The organism is Phytobacter diazotrophicus (assembly GCF_052061655.1).
In the GTDB taxonomy this organism is placed as follows: domain Bacteria; phylum Pseudomonadota; class Gammaproteobacteria; order Enterobacterales; family Enterobacteriaceae; genus Phytobacter; species Phytobacter diazotrophicus.
Map to the genome: position 1 here is coordinate 4,721,402 of NZ_CM125428.1, position 17,583 is coordinate 4,738,984.

General features: G+C 53.2%; 13 protein-coding genes. 7 read left to right on the forward strand and 6 right to left on the reverse strand.

The annotated features are described in order from the left end of the window. Positions 1 to 28: 28 nt before the first annotated feature. The 4 genes from lpdA to pdhR all read right to left on the reverse strand — a co-directional run bounded on the left by lpdA (position 29) and on the right by pdhR (position 7,276). The gene (gene lpdA, locus ACS0RQ_RS22955) at positions 29 to 1,453 is read right to left on the reverse strand and encodes a dihydrolipoyl dehydrogenase (protein WP_039078471.1); all 1,425 of its coding nucleotides are present in this window, start codon (positions 1,451 to 1,453) and stop codon (positions 29 to 31) included. Positions 1,454 to 1,649: 196 nt separating this feature from the next. Beyond that, entirely contained in the window at positions 1,650 to 3,548 is a 1,899-nt protein-coding gene (gene aceF / locus ACS0RQ_RS22960) for a pyruvate dehydrogenase complex dihydrolipoyllysine-residue acetyltransferase (protein WP_271848837.1), read from the reverse strand. Between the two features lie 14 nt (positions 3,549 to 3,562). Beyond that, positions 3,563 to 6,226, reverse strand: coding sequence for a pyruvate dehydrogenase (acetyl-transferring), homodimeric type (aceE, locus tag ACS0RQ_RS22965; RefSeq protein WP_039078391.1), 2,664 nt, complete (start codon positions 6,224 to 6,226; stop codon positions 3,563 to 3,565). Between the two features lie 285 nt (positions 6,227 to 6,511). After that, positions 6,512 to 7,276 carry a pyruvate dehydrogenase complex transcriptional repressor PdhR gene (pdhR, locus tag ACS0RQ_RS22970; protein ID WP_039078390.1) on the reverse strand — a complete coding sequence of 255 codons (765 nt, stop codon included), beginning with the start codon at positions 7,274 to 7,276 and terminating at the stop codon, positions 6,512 to 6,514. A gap of 534 nt (positions 7,277 to 7,810) precedes the next feature. Here pdhR and aroP point away from each other — a divergent pair. The 3 genes from aroP to ACS0RQ_RS22985 all read left to right on the forward strand — a co-directional run bounded on the left by aroP (position 7,811) and on the right by ACS0RQ_RS22985 (position 11,707). Further along, the gene (aroP, locus tag ACS0RQ_RS22975; protein ID WP_271848836.1) at positions 7,811 to 9,184 is read left to right on the forward strand and encodes an aromatic amino acid transporter AroP; all 1,374 of its coding nucleotides are present in this window, start codon (positions 7,811 to 7,813) and stop codon (positions 9,182 to 9,184) included. Positions 9,185 to 9,353: 169 nt separating this feature from the next. Next, a complete protein-coding gene (locus ACS0RQ_RS22980) occupies positions 9,354 to 10,760 on the forward strand; it encodes a glycoside-pentoside-hexuronide (GPH):cation symporter (RefSeq protein WP_271848835.1) in 1,407 nt (468 codons plus the stop codon). Then, positions 10,757 to 11,707 (forward strand): glycoside hydrolase family 43 protein, encoded by a 951-nt coding sequence (locus tag ACS0RQ_RS22985; protein WP_271848878.1) that lies wholly within the window; start codon positions 10,757 to 10,759, stop codon positions 11,705 to 11,707. Before ACS0RQ_RS22980 ends, ACS0RQ_RS22985 begins: the two co-directional genes overlap by 4 nt. A gap of 141 nt (positions 11,708 to 11,848) precedes the next feature. On the opposite strand, the gene ampE is transcribed toward ACS0RQ_RS22985, so the two are convergent. Together ampE and ampD are read right to left on the reverse strand one after the other, a co-directional pair. After that, positions 11,849 to 12,703: a beta-lactamase regulator AmpE gene (gene ampE, locus ACS0RQ_RS22990; RefSeq protein ID WP_271848834.1), complete on the reverse strand. Its 855-nt coding sequence runs from the start codon at positions 12,701 to 12,703 to the stop codon at positions 11,849 to 11,851. After that, complete coding sequence (ampD, locus tag ACS0RQ_RS22995; RefSeq protein ID WP_271848833.1) at positions 12,700 to 13,263, reverse strand: 1,6-anhydro-N-acetylmuramyl-L-alanine amidase AmpD; 564 nt, start codon at positions 13,261 to 13,263, stop codon at positions 12,700 to 12,702. The genes ampE and ampD overlap by 4 nt, the downstream gene beginning before the upstream one ends. 142 nt (positions 13,264 to 13,405) lie before the next feature. On the opposite strand from ampD, the gene nadC reads away from it, so the two are divergent. From nadC to hofC, 4 genes are all read left to right on the forward strand, one after another. Continuing rightward, positions 13,406 to 14,299, forward strand: a complete 894-nt coding sequence (gene nadC, locus ACS0RQ_RS23000) for a carboxylating nicotinate-nucleotide diphosphorylase (protein ID WP_271848832.1) — start codon at positions 13,406 to 13,408, stop codon at positions 14,297 to 14,299. 235 nt (positions 14,300 to 14,534) lie between these two features. Then, complete coding sequence (gene ppdD, locus ACS0RQ_RS23005; protein WP_271848831.1) at positions 14,535 to 14,972, forward strand: prepilin peptidase-dependent pilin; 438 nt, start codon at positions 14,535 to 14,537, stop codon at positions 14,970 to 14,972. A gap of 9 nt (positions 14,973 to 14,981) precedes the next feature. Further along, positions 14,982 to 16,367, forward strand: a complete 1,386-nt coding sequence (gspE, locus tag ACS0RQ_RS23010; RefSeq protein WP_271848830.1) for a type II secretion system protein GspE — start codon at positions 14,982 to 14,984, stop codon at positions 16,365 to 16,367. Then, positions 16,357 to 17,559 carry a protein transport protein HofC gene (gene hofC / locus ACS0RQ_RS23015; RefSeq protein ID WP_271848829.1) on the forward strand — a complete coding sequence of 401 codons (1,203 nt, stop codon included), beginning with the start codon at positions 16,357 to 16,359 and terminating at the stop codon, positions 17,557 to 17,559. Before gspE ends, hofC begins: the two co-directional genes overlap by 11 nt. Positions 17,560 to 17,583: the final 24 nt, after the last annotated feature.

Sequence of the window (17,583 nt, forward strand, 5' to 3'; positions counted from 1 at the left end):
CCGAAGAGGCGCTTAGTATGAAGCGAAATTATTTTTTCTTCGCTTTCGGGTTCGGCAGGTCGGTGATGCTACCTTCGAACACTTCGGCAGCCAGGCCAACAGACTCGTGCAGCGTCGGGTGCGCATGGATAGTCAGCGCGATGTCCTCTGCGTCACAGCCCATTTCGATAGCCAGACCGATTTCACCCAGCAGCTCGCCGCCGTTGGTGCCAACAATCGCACCACCGATGACGCGGTGAGTCTCTTTGTCGAAAATCAGTTTGGTCATACCGTCTGCGCAGTCAGAAGCAATAGCACGGCCAGAAGCAGCCCACGGGAAGGTGGCGGTTTCGTAGCTAATGCCTTTCTCTTTCGCTTCTTTCTCAGTCAGACCAACCCATGCAACTTCTGGCTCGGTGTATGCGATAGACGGGATAACTTTCGGATCGAAGTAGTGTTTTTTGCCAGCGATAACTTCGGCAGCAACGTGACCTTCATGAACACCTTTGTGCGCCAGCATCGGCTGACCGACGATATCGCCGATAGCATAGATGTGCGGTACGTTGGTACGCAGTTGTTTGTCAACGCGGATAAAGCCACGCTCGTCAACTTCAACACCTGCCTGGCCTGCGTCCAGCAGTTTGCCGTTCGGTACACGACCGATAGCGACCAGCACTGCATCATAACGCTGCGCTTCGGCAGGCGCTTTTTTGCCTTCCATGGAAACGTAAATACCGTCTTCTTTCGCTTCAACGGCAGTCACTTTAGTTTCCAGCATCAGGTTGAATTTCTGGCTGATGCGTTTGGTGAAGACTTTCACGATGTCTTTATCGGCAGCCGGGATAACCTGGTCGAACATTTCAACCACGTCAATCTGTGAACCCAGCGCATGGTAAACGGTACCCATTTCCAGACCGATGATACCGCCGCCCATAACCAGCAGGCGTTTAGGAACGGTTTTCAGTTCCAGTGCATCGGTGGAGTCCCATACGCGCGGATCTTCATGCGGAATAAACGGCAGTTCGATCGGACGGGAACCCGCTGCGATGATGGCGTTGTCGAAATTGATCACGGTTTTGCCGTTTTCGCCTTCAACTTCCAGAGTGTTCGCACCGGTGAATTTACCCAGACCGTTGACCACTTTAACTTTACGACCTTTCGCCATGCCTGCCAGGCCGCCGGTCAGTTGAGTGATAACTTTCTCTTTCCAGGTACGGATTTTATCGATATCAGTCTGCGGCTCACCAAATACAATACCGTGAGTCGCCAGCGCTTTAGCTTCTTCAATAACTTTCGCTACGTGCAGCAGCGCTTTAGAAGGGATACAACCGACGTTCAGACAAACACCGCCGAGGGTGTTGTAACGTTCTACGATGACGGTTTCCAGACCTAAATCAGCGCAACGGAAGGCAGCAGAGTAACCTGCCGGGCCTGCCCCAAGTACCACGACCTGAGTTTTGATTTCAGTACTCATCATGACCTCTTATTGATTTCCGGCAGTCAGGTACTTGTCGCCCTTTATCCACCGGGACGTTCTATCCGCCCGCAGTTTACAAAAATGTTAACAATTTTGAAACAACAAACGGCTCACGAATTCTCGTTTCGCTAATAACCTCACAGACATTATGAGGTTAAAAGGAAAAAAGCCGGCCGTCAGGCCGGCTTTTCGATTACATCACCAGACGACGGATGTCTGACAGCATGTTGTTGATGATGGTAATGAAGCGAGCACCATCAGCACCGTCAATCACGCGGTGGTCGAAGGACAGAGAGATCGGCATCATCAGACGCGGAACGAACTCTTTACCGTTCCAGACCGGCTCCATCGCAGACTTGGAGACACCCAGAATAGCCACTTCCGGCGCGTTAACAATCGGGGCGAAGTGGGTTGTGCCCAGGCCACCGATGCTGGAGATGGTGAAGCAACCGCCCTGCATTTCGCCAGCAGTCAGCTTGCCATCACGCGCTTTCTTGGAGATCACGGTCAGCTCACGAGACAGCTCAGTGATGCTCTTCTTGTTCACGTCTTTAAAGACCGGAACAACCAGACCGTTCGGGGTATCAACCGCAACACCGATGTTGATGTATTTTTTCAGGGTCAGACGCTGAGCATCTTCGGACAGAGAGCTGTTGAAGCGCGGCATCTGTTCCAGCGCAGCAGCAACGGCTTTCATGATGAAGACAACCGGGGTGAATTTCACGTCCAGTTTACGTTTCTCAGCTTCGGCGTTCTGCTGTTTACGGAACGCTTCCAGATCGGTGATATCGGTTTTGTCGAAGTGCGTAACGTGCGGGATCATCACCCAGTTACGGCTCAGGTTAGCACCAGAGATTTTCTGGATACGACCCAGTTCCACTTCTTCGATTTCACCAAACTTGCTGAAATCAACTTTCGGCCACGGCAGCATGCCAGGCAGACCGCCACCAGTCGCAGCAGCAGGAGCCGCTTCTGCGCGCTTGATAGCCTCTTTCACGTAAGTCTGAACGTCTTCGCGCAGGATACGACCTTTACGGCCAGTACCTTTCACTTTCGCCAGGTTCACACCGAATTCGCGCGCCAGGCGGCGGATCAGCGGAGTCGCGTGAATATAAGCGTCGTTTTCAGCAAACTCAGATTTGCCTTCTACTTTCGCCGCAGGAGCAGCTGCAGGTTTAGCAGCCTGAGCGGCCGGAGCCGGGGCAGCGGCGGCTGGTGCAGCAGCCGGAGCCGCAGCAGGCGCAGCACCTTCCACTTCGAAGACCATGATAAGCGTTCCGGTAGACACTTTGTCGCCAGTGCTGATTTTGATCTCTTTAACGGTACCTGCGAACGGCGCCGGCACTTCCATGGAAGCCTTGTCGCCTTCAACGGTGATCAGTGACTGCTCAGCGGCAACTTTATCGCCCACTTTCACCATCACTTCGGTCACTTCAACTTCGTCACCGCCGATATCCGGTACGTTAACGTCTTTCGCGCCAGCCGCAGCAGCAGGAGCCGCAGCCTGAGCCGGAGCCGCAGCCTGTGCAGGCGCGGCAGCAGGTGCTGCACCCGCTACTTCGAAGACCATGATCAGGGAACCGGTAGACACTTTGTCACCGGTGCTGATTTTGATCTCTTTCACGACGCCCGCGAACGGTGCCGGAACTTCCATAGAGGCTTTATCGCCTTCAACGGTGATCAGAGACTGCTCAGCGGCAACGGTGTCGCCTGGTTTAACCATGATTTCAGTGACTTCAACTTCATCACCACCGATATCCGGTACGTGAACTTCTTTCGCGCTCGCGGCTGCAGGTGCTGCTGCCGGAGCCGCTTCTTTCTTCTCTTCTGCCTTGGCAGGTGCAGCGGCTGCTGCACCGTCGGCGGAATCGAAAATCATAATCAGTTTGCCGGTCTCGGTTTTGTCGCCAACAGAAACTTTAATTTCTTTAACGACGCCAGCCTGCGGAGACGGGACTTCCATAGAGGCTTTGTCGCCTTCTACGGTGATCAGCGACTGGTCTGCTTCAACTTTGTCGCCCACTTTGACCAGGATCTCGGTGATTTCAACTTCATCAGCCCCGATGTCCGGTACGTTGATTTCGATAGCCATTATCTCTTTACCTCTTACGCCAGACGCGGGTTAACTTTTTCTGCATCGATGTTGAATTTGGTAATTGCTTCCGCAACCACTTTCTTATCGATTTCGCCACGTTTAGCCAGTTCGCCCAGTGCTGCTACAACCACATAAGAAGCATCAACTTCGAAGTGGTGACGCAGGTTTTCACGGCTGTCAGAGCGACCGAAGCCGTCGGTACCCAGTACACGGTAATCATCAGCCGGTACATAAGTACGAACCTGCTCTGCGAACAGTTTCATATAGTCAGTAGATGCCACAGCCGGCGCATCGTTCATCACCTGAGCGATGTACGGAACGCGCGGGGTTTCCAGCGGGTGCAGCATGTTCCAGCGCTCACAATCCTGGCCATCACGAGCCAGTTCAGTGAAGGAAGTAACGCTATAAACGTCAGAACCAACGCCGTAGTCTTTCGCCAGGATCTGTGCCGCTTCACGCACGTGACGCAGGATAGAACCGGAGCCCAGCAGCTGAACTTTACCTTTGCTACCTTCCAGAGTTTCGAGTTTGTAGATACCTTTACGGATACCTTCCTCGGCACCTGCTGGCATTGCCGGCATATGGTAGTTTTCGTTCAGCGTGGTGATGTAGTAGTACACGTTCTCTTGCGCTTCACCGTACATACGGGTCAGACCATCATGCATGATGACCGCCACTTCGTACGCGTAGGACGGATCGTAAGAGATACAGTTCGGGATAGTCAGAGACTGAATGTGGCTGTGACCATCTTCGTGCTGCAGACCTTCGCCGTTCAGGGTCGTACGACCGGAAGTACCACCTACCAGGAAGCCGCGCGCCTGTTGGTCGCCAGCCTGCCAGCACAGGTCACCGATACGCTGGAACCCGAACATGGAGTAATAGATGTAGAACGGGATCATCGGCAGGTTGTTGGTGCTGTAAGAGGTCGCAGCAGCCAGCCAGGATGCGCCAGCGCCCAGCTCGTTAATACCTTCCTGCAGAATCTGACCTTTTTCGTCTTCTTTGTAGTAAGCAACCTGCTCACGGTCCTGCGGGGTGTACTGCTGACCGTTCGGGCTGTAGATACCAATCTGACGGAACAGACCTTCCATACCGAAGGTACGTGCTTCGTCAGCGATGATTGGAACCAGACGATCTTTGATCGACTTGTTCTTGAGCATCACGTTCAGGGCACGAACGAAGGCGATAGTAGTAGAAATCTCTTTATTCTGCTCTTCCAGCAGTTGGGAGAAATCTTCCAGCGCAGGCAGTTCCAGCTTCTCGGTGAATTTAGGCTGACGAGCTGGCAGGTAGCCTTTCAGCGCCTGACGACGTTCGTGCAGGTACTTATACTCTTCAGAACCTTCCGGGAAGGTCAGGTAAGACAGGTTTTCAACCTGCTCATCGGTTACTGGAACGTTGAAACGGTCGCGGATATAACGCACGCCGTCCATGTTCATTTTCTTAACCTGGTGCGCGATGTTTTTACCTTCAGCGGTATCGCCCATGCCGTAACCTTTGATGGTGTGGGCCAGGATTACAGTCGCTTTACCTTTGGTTTCACGCGCTTTTTTCAGTGCAGCGTAGACTTTCTTCGGATCGTGACCACCACGGTTCAGGGCCCAGATCTGCTCGTCAGTCCAGTCAGCAACCAGTGCAGCAGTTTCCGGGTATTTACCGAAGAAATGCTCACGGACGTAGGCGCCGTCTTTGGATTTAAAGGTCTGATAGTCGCCGTCAACGGTTTCGTTCATCAGTTGAATCAGTTTACCGCTGGTATCTTTACGCAGCAGCTCATCCCAACGACCGCCCCACATCACTTTGATCACGTTCCAGCCAGCACCTGCGAAGATGCCTTCCAGTTCGTTGATGATCTTGCCGTTACCGGTTACCGGGCCATCAAGACGCTGCAGGTTACAGTTGATGATGAAGCACAGGTTGTCCAGCTTCTCACGGGTAGCGATGGTGATCGCGCCTTTAGATTCCGGCTCGTCCATTTCACCGTCGCCCAGGAAGGCGTAAACAGTCTGCTCAGAGGTGTCTTTCAGGCCACGGTGTTCCAGATATTTCAGGAATTTTGCCTGATAGATCGCACCGATAGGGCCCAGACCCATGGATACGGTCGGGAACTGCCAGAATTCCGGCATCAGTTTCGGGTGCGGATAAGAAGACAGGCCTTTGCCATGAACTTCCTGACGGAAGTTGTTCATCTGCTCTTCAGTCAGACGACCTTCCAGGAAGGCACGTGCATAGATGCCCGGAGAGATGTGGCCCTGGAAGTACACCAGATCGCCGCCGTCTTTCTCGTTGGCTGCACGGAAGAAATGGTTAAAGCACACTTCGTAGACAGTTGCGGAAGACTGGAAGGACGCCATGTGGCCGCCCAGTTCGAGGTCTTTCTTGGAAGCGCGCAGAACCGTCATGATAGCGTTCCAGCGAATTGCCGAGCGAATACGACGTTCCAGCTCCAGATTACCCGGGTATTCCGGTTCGTCTTCAACGGCAATAGTGTTGACATAGTTGCTAGCTCCGGTACCAGCGGCAACTTTCACGCCCCCTTTGCGGGCTTCGGAAAGCAGCTGGTCAATCAGATACTGAGCACGCTCAACACCTTCTTCACGGATTACCGATTCGATCGCCTGTAGCCAGTCGCGAGTTTCAATCGGATCCACGTCATTTTGGAAACGTTCTGACATGGGGGGTATTCCTTATCTATCTAATACGTTGAGTTATCTGGAACCTGTCCCATTGCCCTCTTTGTTCTTCATACCTCAGGTTGTCTCGTTGTTGGCTGCGCTTCCTCGCACCAGCCACATAGTTCACTATGCTGCTGGCGCCTCGCGCATTTGCCGCCGCGATACAACCCGAATTATTTTGAACAACTAAAAGAGCAATAAGACAGGTTCTGCGTTTAGTTGCCGCGCTCTAAATTTTTGGCGCTCTGGTTACAACTCTTCCGGCACAAACTCCACCAGAAAATGCTAATTCTTTCTCTGTTCCAGCCGACGGAGCGAGCGTTCACGACGGCTCTGCTCACGGCTGCGGTCCAGCAGGATCTCTTCGATAAAAGCCAGGTGGCGATGAGAGGCTTCACGCGCTTCTTCAGGTTCGCCCGCCATAATGGCTGCAAAGATACTGCTGCGATGCTTGCTCACCAGCGGCAGCATCTCGCGGCGCGCGTAGAGCAATTCGAAATTCTCACGAACATTCTGTGCCAACATAGGTTCCATGCAACGAAGCAGATGTAAAAGCACAACATTATGTGCCGCTTCGGTTACAGCGATTTGATATTGCACGACAGCGTTCGATTCCGCGTCGAGGTCGCCGGACTGCTGCGCCAGTTCAATCGCCTGATGCAGTTCGCCAATGCGTACCTTGTCTTCGTCCGTGCTGCGTAATGCGGCGTAATAAGCGGCAATGCCTTCCAGTGCGTGACGCGTCTCGAGCAAATCAAATTGGGATTCGGGATGGTCGGAGAGCAACTCAACGAGCGGATCGCTGAAGCTCTGCCAGAGGCTGCTTTGAACAAACGTACCGCCACCCTGGCGACGCAGCAGAAGCCCTTTCGCTTCGAGGCGCTGGATGGCCTCACGCAGTGAAGGACGTGAAACATCGAACTGTTTGGCCAGTTCGCGTTCTGGAGGCAATTTTTCACCGGGGCGCAAGGTCCCCTCAAGAATCAAAAACTCCAGTTGCTGCTCAATCACATCGGATAGTTTTGGCTGGCGGATTTTGCTGTAGGCCATTGTTCCCTGTCTCTACCATTCGCCCGGAGTAAATTGGTCTTACCAATTTCATATTCGTGACGCTAAAGTAACAAAGTATTCACCTTATGTCCATACAGGTTTTGATTGAAATCAGTAAACACTGCACATTTTAACAACGTTACAGAAATAACGTTTCAAACATGTAACCTTGCACAAATGACTCGTTTACTCCCAAAGAGGCAGTTTTAACTTTATTGAAACGCGCTCATTTAAATTTGAACCGATTCAGTGTGAATAAATTTGCATACCAAAACCAAATAAATGCATAAATATTCTATTGAGCAAAAAACAGCCTGAACCGAGGCGATTTACAAATGGTTTCTTTTTATGCAAGTCGTCATATCCCCTTCACAAAGCAGGTGCAAACGCCAGCGCTTACCACTATTCTGAGCTTCACGAAAGGGATGAGTGCAAATTCACGTCAGCATTTCGTAAATAAAAAAATACAATAAATGGAATTTCTCCCTTACACGCAGACAACAGCGTAGACATAATAACCACACACGAGGTTTCATGATGGAAGGTCAACAGCACGGCGATCAGCTTAAGCGCGGCCTTAAGAACCGCCATATTCAGCTTATCGCGCTGGGCGGCGCTATCGGGACTGGCCTGTTTCTGGGCAGCGCGTCAGTCATTAATTCTGCAGGGCCAGGGATTATCCTGGGTTATGCCATTGCGGGTTTCATTGCTTTTCTGATTATGCGCCAGTTGGGCGAGATGGTCGTTGAGGAGCCGGTTGCAGGCTCATTCAGCCACTTCGCGTACAAATACTGGGGTAATTTCGCGGGTTTTGCCTCCGGCTGGAACTACTGGGTACTGTATGTGCTGGTTGCGATGGCGGAACTCACCGCCGTTGGTAAATATATCCAGTTCTGGTGGCCAGAAATCCCAACCTGGGTCTCCGCAGCGGCCTTCTTCGTTATTATCAACGCCATTAACCTCACCAACGTTAAAGTGTTTGGTGAGATGGAGTTCTGGTTCGCCATTATTAAAGTGGTTGCTGTAGTGGCGATGATCCTGTTCGGCGGCTGGTTACTGTTCAGCGGCAGCGCAGGCCCACAGGCGACAGTACGCAACCTGTGGGAGCAAGGCGGTTTCTTGCCACACGGTATCTCAGGTCTGGTAATGATGATGGCTATCATCATGTTCTCCTTTGGTGGCCTTGAGCTGGTAGGGATTACGGCTGCAGAAGCGGACAATCCGGAGCAGAGCATTCCAAAAGCGACCAACCAGGTTATCTACCGCATCCTGATCTTCTATGTGGGCTCACTGGCTGTCCTGCTTTCTCTGCTGCCGTGGACGCGCGTTACCGCGGATACCAGCCCGTTCGTACTGATTTTCCATGAGCTGGGTGACACCTTCGTGGCGAATGCATTGAACATCGTCGTGCTGACTGCCGCGCTGTCGGTTTACAACAGTTGCGTATACTGTAACAGCCGTATGCTGTTCGGCCTCGCACAGCAGGGGAACGCGCCAAAAGCGCTGCTCACCGTCGACAAACGTGGTGTTCCGGTTAATACCATTCTGGTTTCCGCTGTGGTCACTGCGCTGTGCGTACTGATCAACTATATGGCGCCTGAATCGGCATTTGGCCTGCTGATGGCACTGGTGGTTTCTGCCCTGGTCATCAACTGGGCGATGATTAGCCTGGCGCATATGAAGTTCCGTAAAGCCAAACAGCAGCAGGGCGTGACGCCGCGTTTCCCGGCGCTGTTGTACCCGGTAGGTAACTGGATTTGCCTGCTGTTTATGGCGGCCGTACTGGTCATTATGCTGATGACTGACGGTATGGCTATCTCCGTATATCTGATCCCGGTATGGCTGGTCATCCTTGGCGTCGGCTATATGTTCAAAGAGAAAAGTGCAAAAGCGGTGAAAGCGCACTGATTTTGCCTGCTGCCCTCTCCCGCCCGGGAGAGGGTTGTTATTCAATTGTTATCAACCTCACACTTTCCCCTATGTAGCTGTTTTGTCCATGTTCCCGCCAACATCCTGTAACGCAAATTATGTTTAGCGGGCGAATAATTATTCCCACAACTCACTGGGAGTATCGTCGATGGACAACAGTAAACTATCTGTTAAAGAGAAAATCGGCTATGGGATGGGCGATGCCGGATGCAACATCATCTTTGGCGCCATCATGCTGTTTGTTAATTACTTTTACACGGATATTTTCGGTCTGGCACCTGCACTGGTAGGCGTCTTACTGCTCTCAATTCGCGTGATAGATGCCATCACCGACCCGATCATGGGTGCGATAGCCGACCGCACCCAAAGCAAGTACGGACGTTTTCGTCCATGGCTTTTGTGGATAGCCTTACCCTATGCCGTGTTCAGCGTGCTGATGTTTACCACACCGGACTGGACCTACCATAGCAAAGTTATCTATGCCTTTATTACCTACTTCCTGCTCTCACTCACCTATACCGCGATCAATATCCCCTACTGCTCGTTAGGCGGCGTGATAACCAACGATCCAAAAGAGCGTGTGGCCTGCCAGTCTTATCGTTTTGTGATGGTAGGGATTGCCACCCTGCTGCTGTCGCTGACGTTACTCCCCATGGCCGAATGGTTTGGTGGCGAAGACAAAGCCAAAGGCTATCAGATGGCGATGACGGTTCTGGCGTTTATCGGCATGTGTATGTTCTTGTTCTGCTTCGCTACAGTCCGCGAGCGTGTGCGCCCGGCGGTCCCAACTCATGACGTTATGAAAAAGGACATGAAGGATGTCTGGAAAAACGACCAGTGGGTGCGGATTTTACTGCTCACGCTGTGCAACGTCTGCCCGGGCTTTATCCGCATGGCCGCCACCATGTACTACGTGACCTGGGTCATGGGACAAAGCACTCACTTCGCCACTCTCTTTATCAGCCTGGGCGTTGTCGGCATGATGATCGGCAGTATGCTGGCAAAAGTCCTGACCGACCGCTGGTGCAAGCTTAAAGTCTTCTTCTGGACTAACATCGCGCTGGCGATTTTCTCCTGCGCCTTCTACTTCTTCGATCCGAAAGCCACCGTCATGATCGTGGTGCTCTACTTCCTGTTGAATATTCTCCATCAGATCCCTTCCCCGTTGCACTGGTCGCTGATGGCGGATGTGGACGATTATGGCGAGTGGAAAACCGGCAAACGTATCACCGGGATCAGCTTCTCTGGCAACCTGTTTTTCCTGAAAGTGGGGCTGGCGGTTGCTGGTGCGATGGTGGGCTTCTTACTCTCCTGGTACGGTTATGATGCGGGTGCTAAAGCGCAGAGTGCCAGCGCTATCAATGGAATCATGCTGCTGTTTACCGTTATTCCGGGCGTGGGCTATCTGATTACCGCAGGAGTCGTACGCCTGCTGAAAGTGGATCGGGAACTGATGAAAACCATTCAGGCCGACCTGGAAAAACGCCGCGTCAATTATCATGAACTGAGCGAGAACCAGGGCGTTCCCGTTGGTGAACACGTAAGGAAAGCATAATGAACTGGCCGAATCCCTTTATTGAGCAGCGTGCCGACCCGTATATTTTGCGTCATGATGGCAACTATTATTTTGTGGCCTCAGTCCCGGAATATGACCGGCTGGAAATCCGCCGGGCCAGTACTTTGGAGGGGCTGCGCGAAGCGCAAGGTGTGACCGTCTGGCGTAAACCGGTTACCGGACCAATGAGCGAACTTATCTGGGCGCCTGAGCTCCATCATATCGACGGTAAATGGTATCTCTACTTTGCCGCCACCTGGACGAAGGCGCTGGATGCGCTGAACATGTTCCAGCACCGTATGTTTGTGCTGGAGTGCGCTGATGCCGATCCCCTTAGCGGGATCTGGCTCGAAAAAGGCCAGGTGAAAACCCCGTTCGATACCTTTGCATTGGACGCCACGACCTTTGTTCATCAGGGTAAACGCTGGTACCTGTGGGCACAGAAATCACCGGAGATTGCCGGTAATTCAAACCTCTATATTGCGGAGATGGAAAACCCCTGGACGTTAAAAGGTGAACCTCTCTTACTGAGCAAGCCGGAGTACGACTGGGAATGCAGGGGTTTTCTGGTAAACGAAGGCCCGGCGGTGCTGTTTCACGGCGACAGGCTGTTTATCAGTTACTCTGCCAGCGCCACGGACGAGAACTACTGCATGGGACTGTTGTGGATTGATGTTAACGCTGACCCGCTAGTAGCGGCCAACTGGCATAAATCACCGCAACCGGTATTCCGAACCAGTTACGAGAACCGGCAATATGGCCCCGGTCATAACAGCTTTACCCAAACCGCGGACGGTAAAGATGTGCTGGTCTACCATGCCCGAAACTATACGGAGATTGAAGGCGACCCGCTTTACGATCCAAACCGCCATACCCGCCTGAAGCTGATTCGCTGGCAAGAAAACGGGATGCCAGACTTCGGCATCCCGCCTGCGGATACGCAATAAATTTATACTCTACATCATTCTGTTTGCAGGAAGGCGGCAAGACAGTGAGTCCCCAGGAGCATAGATAACTATGTGACTGGGGTGCGCTGACGCAGTCAGCGCACATGCAGCCTGAAGTATGACGACTATAACGGCACGTGGTTACATCAGCGTGCCGTAAATCGTCAACAGCGCCACCACCACCACCATCACGAACGAGGTTTTTTTGGCCATTGAGACGGCGGCTTTTGGTGTCTCGACTTTATCCATATGCGGCTCGCGGGCCAGCGAGAACTGCGCAAGACGCGTTAATACATGATATTGCGAAGAATGTCGGTCGGTCAGCGAGGCAAACCATGCTGGCAGCGCCTTTTCACCATGGCCAATCAACGCATAAACCACGCCCGCCAGGCGCACCGGGATCCAGTCCAGCACGTGTAAAATCGCGTCGATTCCGGACTGCTGGCGTTCATTCGGCGTCTGATAACGAGCCAGCCATGATTGCCATGCACGCAAAAAGCCGTAGCCAACCAGCGTCACCGGCCCCCATATTCCACCGACGATAAACCAGAACAGCGGTGCCAGATAATAACGAAAGTTGATCCACAAAAGCGCATTTTGCAGTTCGCACAGGTACTCCCGTTCATTACAGCCCGGCGGTATACCATGAATCAACGTGAGCTCATTCGCCATGGCATTATGGGCGTGGCTGTCATTGCGTGCCGCCGCTTTGAGGTAAGCATGGTAATGCAGACGCACTTTTCCAGCACCGATGCACAAAAGCCCCAGCAGGATCCACACCACCAGCAGTGGCACATTGAAAAAGAGCCCCACCAGCGCCTGCAAAATGAGGAAGGTCACCAGCATGGCGACCACCGCCATCAGGAGCGTTCTCAGCAGAGAGTAGTGTTTGACCCGGCGGAACAACACTTCCAGGCGATGATCCAGTTGCCAGTGTTCTCCGAGTTTAAAAAGCCGCTCGGCAATAAGAACCAGCAGCATGGTAAACAGTGTCATGACATCTCCTTATCTGATTCTCCCGCCACCAGCCCGCGAAATCGTGGCCAGTCAAACGCCGGACCGGGATCGGTTTTGCGCTCAGGGGCGATATCGCTGTGCCCGGTCATGTTGCTGGCAATCGAGGGATAAAGCGAAATCAAAGCGTGGGTAACGTTCGCCAGTTGCTGATATTGGGCGTCGGTATAGGGCTGATCGTCGGTGCCTTCCAGCTCAATGCCGATGGAAAAATCATTGCAGCGTTCCCGCCCCTGATAACGCGACACTCCCGCATGCCAGGCTCGCTTATCAAAAGGCACATACTGAACGACTTCACCGTCACGACGAATCAGGCAATGAGCGGAGACGCGCAGATGAACGATCTCAGCAAAAAAAGGATGAGCGTCAGGATCCAACGTACCGGTAAACAGCGCATCGATCCACGGTCCGCCAAATTCACCGGGAGGCAGGCTGATATTGTGGACCACGAGCAACGAAGGGGGTTCACCGTCCGGGCGGCAATCAAAATGCGGAGAAGGTACGCGACGCGCTTCCGCCAGCCAGCCCTCATTTAACTGCATTCAGGATCTCCTTAATTATGGTGCTCAAACACGCTCTAGAGTAGCATGTTCAGACGCTGTCCGGTCATTGTATGTTGACGAAACGTGCAATGACAGGACACTGTCTAACTTTCTGATTCGTTACCCTTTTTGGAGTTTTATCATGCCGCCTCGCCGTTACAACCCGGATCTTCGACGTGACGCGCTTTTGCAACGCATTGAACTGGACATCCCCGCTGCCGTCGCGCAGGCTCTGCGCGAAGATTTGGGTGGAGAAGTGGATGCGAACAACGATATTACCGCGCAATTATTGCCGCCGGATAACCGTTCCCATGCGGTGATTATTACCCGCGAAAAAGGCGTGTTCTGCGGTAAGCGTTGGGTCGAAGAGGTCTTTATTCAGCTGGCTGGCGACGATGTTCGTGTCACCTGGCATGTCGCCGATGGCGATACGGTGACACCAAACCAGCCGTTGTTTGAACTGGAAGGCCCCTCACGCGTTCTGCTCACTGGTGAACGCACGGCGCTTAACTTCGTGCAAACACTGTCGGGTGTTGCCAGTGAAGTAAGCCGCTATGTCGCCTTGCTGGACGGAACCAAAACACAGTTGCTGGATACACGTAAAACCCTGCCTAGCCTGCGTACCGCGCTGAAATATGCAGTTCTGTGCGGCGGCGGCGCGAATCATCGTCTGGGTCTTTCCGACGCGTTCCTGATTAAAGAAAACCACATTATCGCTGCTGGCTCCGTTCGCCAGGCCGTCGAGAAAGCCTTCTGGCTACATCCTGACGTTCCGGTTGAGGTGGAAGTGGAAACGCTGGAAGAGCTGGATGATGCCCTGAAAGCCGGTGCCGATATCATCATGCTGGACAACTTCGATACCCCGATGATGCGCGAAGCGGTAAAACGCACCAATGGTCAGGCGCGTCTTGAAGTTTCCGGCAACGTCACGTTCGAGACTATCCGTGAATTTGCCGAAACGGGCGTCGATTTTATCTCTGTCGGTGCATTAACCAAGCATGTCCACGCGCTGGACCTGTCGATGCGTTTTCGCTGATACCCCATAGCCCGATGGCGTCTCTCTGTCGGGCTTATCCTTCTCTTTTTCCACTGCAAGGTAAAGCCTTTACGCGACGTTATGACTCGTTTTTCGTAAAGCCTCGCAAACCTGTTGTTCAATACTGCAATCTGTTCAATAACGGCTGAAGCTCCGTTCCCGTTTCGTTTTTCGACCCTCGCAGGCCATCCCTTATGTTTGCCAAAGTAACGCCACCTAACTCAAGGAGCGAACAATGGACAAGCAACGAGGCTTCACCCTTATCGAACTGATGGTGGTCATTGGCATTATTGCTATTTTGAGCGCGATCGGTATTCCGGCGTATCAGAACTACCTGCGCAAAGCCGCACTCACCGACATGCTGCAAACCTTTATCCCCTATCGTACGGCCGTTGAGCTATGCGCACTGGACCGTGGCGGCGTCACAGGTTGCGAGGGTGGCACTAACGGTATCCCTGCCCCCACCACCACCCGCTATGTTTCAGCCATGACCATCAGCAAAGGAGTGATTACCCTCACCGGCCAGGAGAGCCTGACAGGCCTGAGCGTAGTCATGACGCCGCAGTGGAATGCAGGCAACGGTATGTCGGGCTGGGCACGTAGCTGCACGGTGGCCGATAGCGGCGCACTGAAACAGGCCTGCGAAGATGTCTTCCGTGGAAGCAGTAATTAAGGACAGCCCATGCGCCAGGATAAACTCACCACGCTGTGCAAACGCCACCATGCCTGCCTGCTTAACTGTGATGAAAAGATACTGACCATTGCCGTCGTGGGCGATCCCTCATCGGAGTTACTGGAAGCATTACGTTTCGCGACACAAAAACGCATTGATATCGAATGCTGGACGCAGGAGCAGATGGACAGCCATCATCAACAGTCTATAGAAGCGCAATCTCTCGTCCCCGTAGAGGATTGGGGTTCAGCAGTCGAATTACTTGACCAGACGCTGCAACAGGCGCTTAGCCAGAGGGCATCCGATATCCATTTTGAACCCGCGGAACATACCTATCGCATCCGGCTGCGTGTTGATGGCGTACTGCATGCGCTGCCTCTGATTCCCGGCGCGCTCGCCAACACGCTGACCGCACGACTGAAAGTACTAGGTAATCTGGATATTGCCGAACGCAGGCTGCCGCAAGACGGTCAGTTCAGCACCACGCTTAACGGACAGAATGTCTCGTTTCGCATTGCCACCCTACCGTGTCGACACGGTGAAAAAGTGGTGCTGAGGTTGTTGCATCAGGTAAGTCAGGCACTCGACCTTCATCAGCTAGGAATGACCCAATCCCAACTGGCGCAATTCCAGCAGGCGTTGAACAAACCCCAGGGACTACTACTGGTCACCGGTCCCACGGGCAGTGGAAAAACCGTGACTCTCTACAGTGCGTTGCAGGCTCGCAATAAGCCTGAGATCAATCTCTGCAGCGTGGAAGATCCGATTGAGATCCCGCTTACTGGCCTCAATCAGACACAGATTAACCCGCGCGCCGGGTTGACCTTCCAGAGCGTATTACGGGCACTTTTGCGCCAGGATCCGGATGTCATTATGGTCGGTGAGATCCGCGATGGTGAAACGGCTGAAATTGCCATCAAGGCCGCGCAAACCGGGCATCTGGTCCTCTCAACACTTCACACCAACTCGACAGCCGAAACACTGGTACGCATCCAGCAAATGGGGGTTGCCCGCTGGATGATCTCCTCCGCGCTCTCGTTGGTTGTCGCACAGCGGCTGGTGCGAAAACTGTGCCCCCACTGCCACAGCCGGGAGCACGAGAATATTAACCTGCCGACATCACTCTGGCCGCGCCCCTTACCGCGCTGGGTATCAAAGGGCTGTGAGCGCTGTTATCACGGATTTTATGGGCGAGTCGCGCTTTTTGAGGTTCTGGAAGTAGACGGGGAACTGCGTCAGGCTATTGCCAGTGGGCTCCCTGCCAGCGACATTGAAAGGCAATCACGTTCGGCGGGCATGATGACATTATTCCAGAATGGCTGTATGGCGGTAGAAAACGGGATCACTACTTTTGAAGAGCTGGTTCGCGTACTGGGTATGCCCGATGGCGAGTAAACAACTCTGGCAGTGGGCCGGGCTGGACGATAACGGTGAGCGGCACGAAGGCGCTTACTGGGCAGAACAGCGCAGCGATGCACTGTTCGCTTTGCAACAGCAATGCCTTCACCCCCTCTCTCTACGCCGTCGCCCTGTACGCCAGGCACAGTGGCGCGGTGAACACAGTAGCGAGGTCATCCACCAGCTTGCCACATTGCTGCAGGCAGGTCTGACACTGCCGGATGGCCTGCAGTTGCTGGCCAAACAGCAGCCTTCTGTTCAGTGGCAGGCGCTATTACAGACACTGGCCGAAAACCTGGCACAGGGCGAGACATTCTCTGGTGCGCTGTCGCGCTGGCCGGAGGTCTTTCCGCCCCTTTACCAGGCAATGATACGAACGGGTGAGCTTACGGGGAAGCTCGATGAGTGCTGCTTTAAACTCGCTGCGCAGCAAAAAACACAGCTTGTCCTGGCGCGGAAAGTGAAAAAAGCGCTGCGCTATCCGCTTATTGTGCTGACATTAGCCTTCATCGTAGTGCTGGCGATGATCTATTTCGTACTCCCGGAATTTGCCACCATTTACCAGACATTTAACACGCCGTTGCCTGCCCTCACGCGTGGGGTGCTTGCGTGCGCGGATATCCTGCAGCAAGCCAGCCTTCCATTAGCCATTATCAGCCTGCTTCTGGCAATTCTGTTGGGGCGTTTACAGAAACAGTCAGGCTGGCTGCGTTATCAGCAGCGTATTTTGCTGGCGTGCCCGCTGATAGGGCAACTTGTTCTTGGACAGAAACTCAGTCAGATCTTTACTGTGCTATCGCTGACGCAGCGTGCTGGCATCGCCTTCTTACAAGGTATGGAAAGCGTTAAAGAAACGCTCACATGCCCATGGTGGCGAGATATTGTTGATGCCATCCATCAGGATATTACACAGGGTCAGTCGATTTCAGCGGCATTCAGCGCCAGAGGGGTTTTTACGCCGCTTTGCATTCAACTGGTCAGTACGGGGGAAGCCTCAGGCGCGCTGGACGCAATGTTATTTAATCTGGCGAGGCATCATAGTGAACAGACGCAACATCAGGCCGACGGGCTGGCCTCCATGCTGGAGCCTTTACTGCTGATTGTGACAGGAATTATTGTCGGCACGCTGATCGTGGCCATGTATCTACCGATTTTCCATCTGGGAGATGCAATGAGTGGAATGGGATGAGACAGGCGCAGCAAACTGCGCCTG

What these genes read in the sequence shown, in the direction of transcription:
- lpdA (WP_039078471.1), bottom strand. Translation starts at nt 1,453, where the DNA reads ATGAGTACTGAAATCAAAACTCAGGTCGTGGTACTTGGGGCAGGCCCG.
- aceF (WP_271848837.1), bottom strand. Translation starts at nt 3,548, where the DNA reads ATGGCTATCGAAATCAACGTACCGGACATCGGGGCTGATGAAGTTGAA.
- aceE (WP_039078391.1), bottom strand. Translation starts at nt 6,226, where the DNA reads ATGTCAGAACGTTTCCAAAATGACGTGGATCCGATTGAAACTCGCGAC.
- pdhR (WP_039078390.1), bottom strand. Translation starts at nt 7,276, where the DNA reads ATGGCCTACAGCAAAATCCGCCAGCCAAAACTATCCGATGTGATTGAG.
- aroP (WP_271848836.1), top strand. Translation starts at nt 7,811, where the DNA reads ATGATGGAAGGTCAACAGCACGGCGATCAGCTTAAGCGCGGCCTTAAG.
- ACS0RQ_RS22980 (WP_271848835.1), top strand. Translation starts at nt 9,354, where the DNA reads ATGGACAACAGTAAACTATCTGTTAAAGAGAAAATCGGCTATGGGATG.
- ampE (WP_271848834.1), bottom strand. Translation starts at nt 12,703, where the DNA reads ATGACACTGTTTACCATGCTGCTGGTTCTTATTGCCGAGCGGCTTTTT.
- ampD (WP_271848833.1), bottom strand. Translation starts at nt 13,263, where the DNA reads ATGCAGTTAAATGAGGGCTGGCTGGCGGAAGCGCGTCGCGTACCTTCT.
- nadC (WP_271848832.1), top strand. Translation starts at nt 13,406, where the DNA reads ATGCCGCCTCGCCGTTACAACCCGGATCTTCGACGTGACGCGCTTTTG.
- ppdD (WP_271848831.1), top strand. Translation starts at nt 14,535, where the DNA reads ATGGACAAGCAACGAGGCTTCACCCTTATCGAACTGATGGTGGTCATT.
- gspE (WP_271848830.1), top strand. Translation starts at nt 14,982, where the DNA reads ATGCGCCAGGATAAACTCACCACGCTGTGCAAACGCCACCATGCCTGC.
- hofC (WP_271848829.1), top strand. Translation starts at nt 16,357, where the DNA reads ATGGCGAGTAAACAACTCTGGCAGTGGGCCGGGCTGGACGATAACGGT.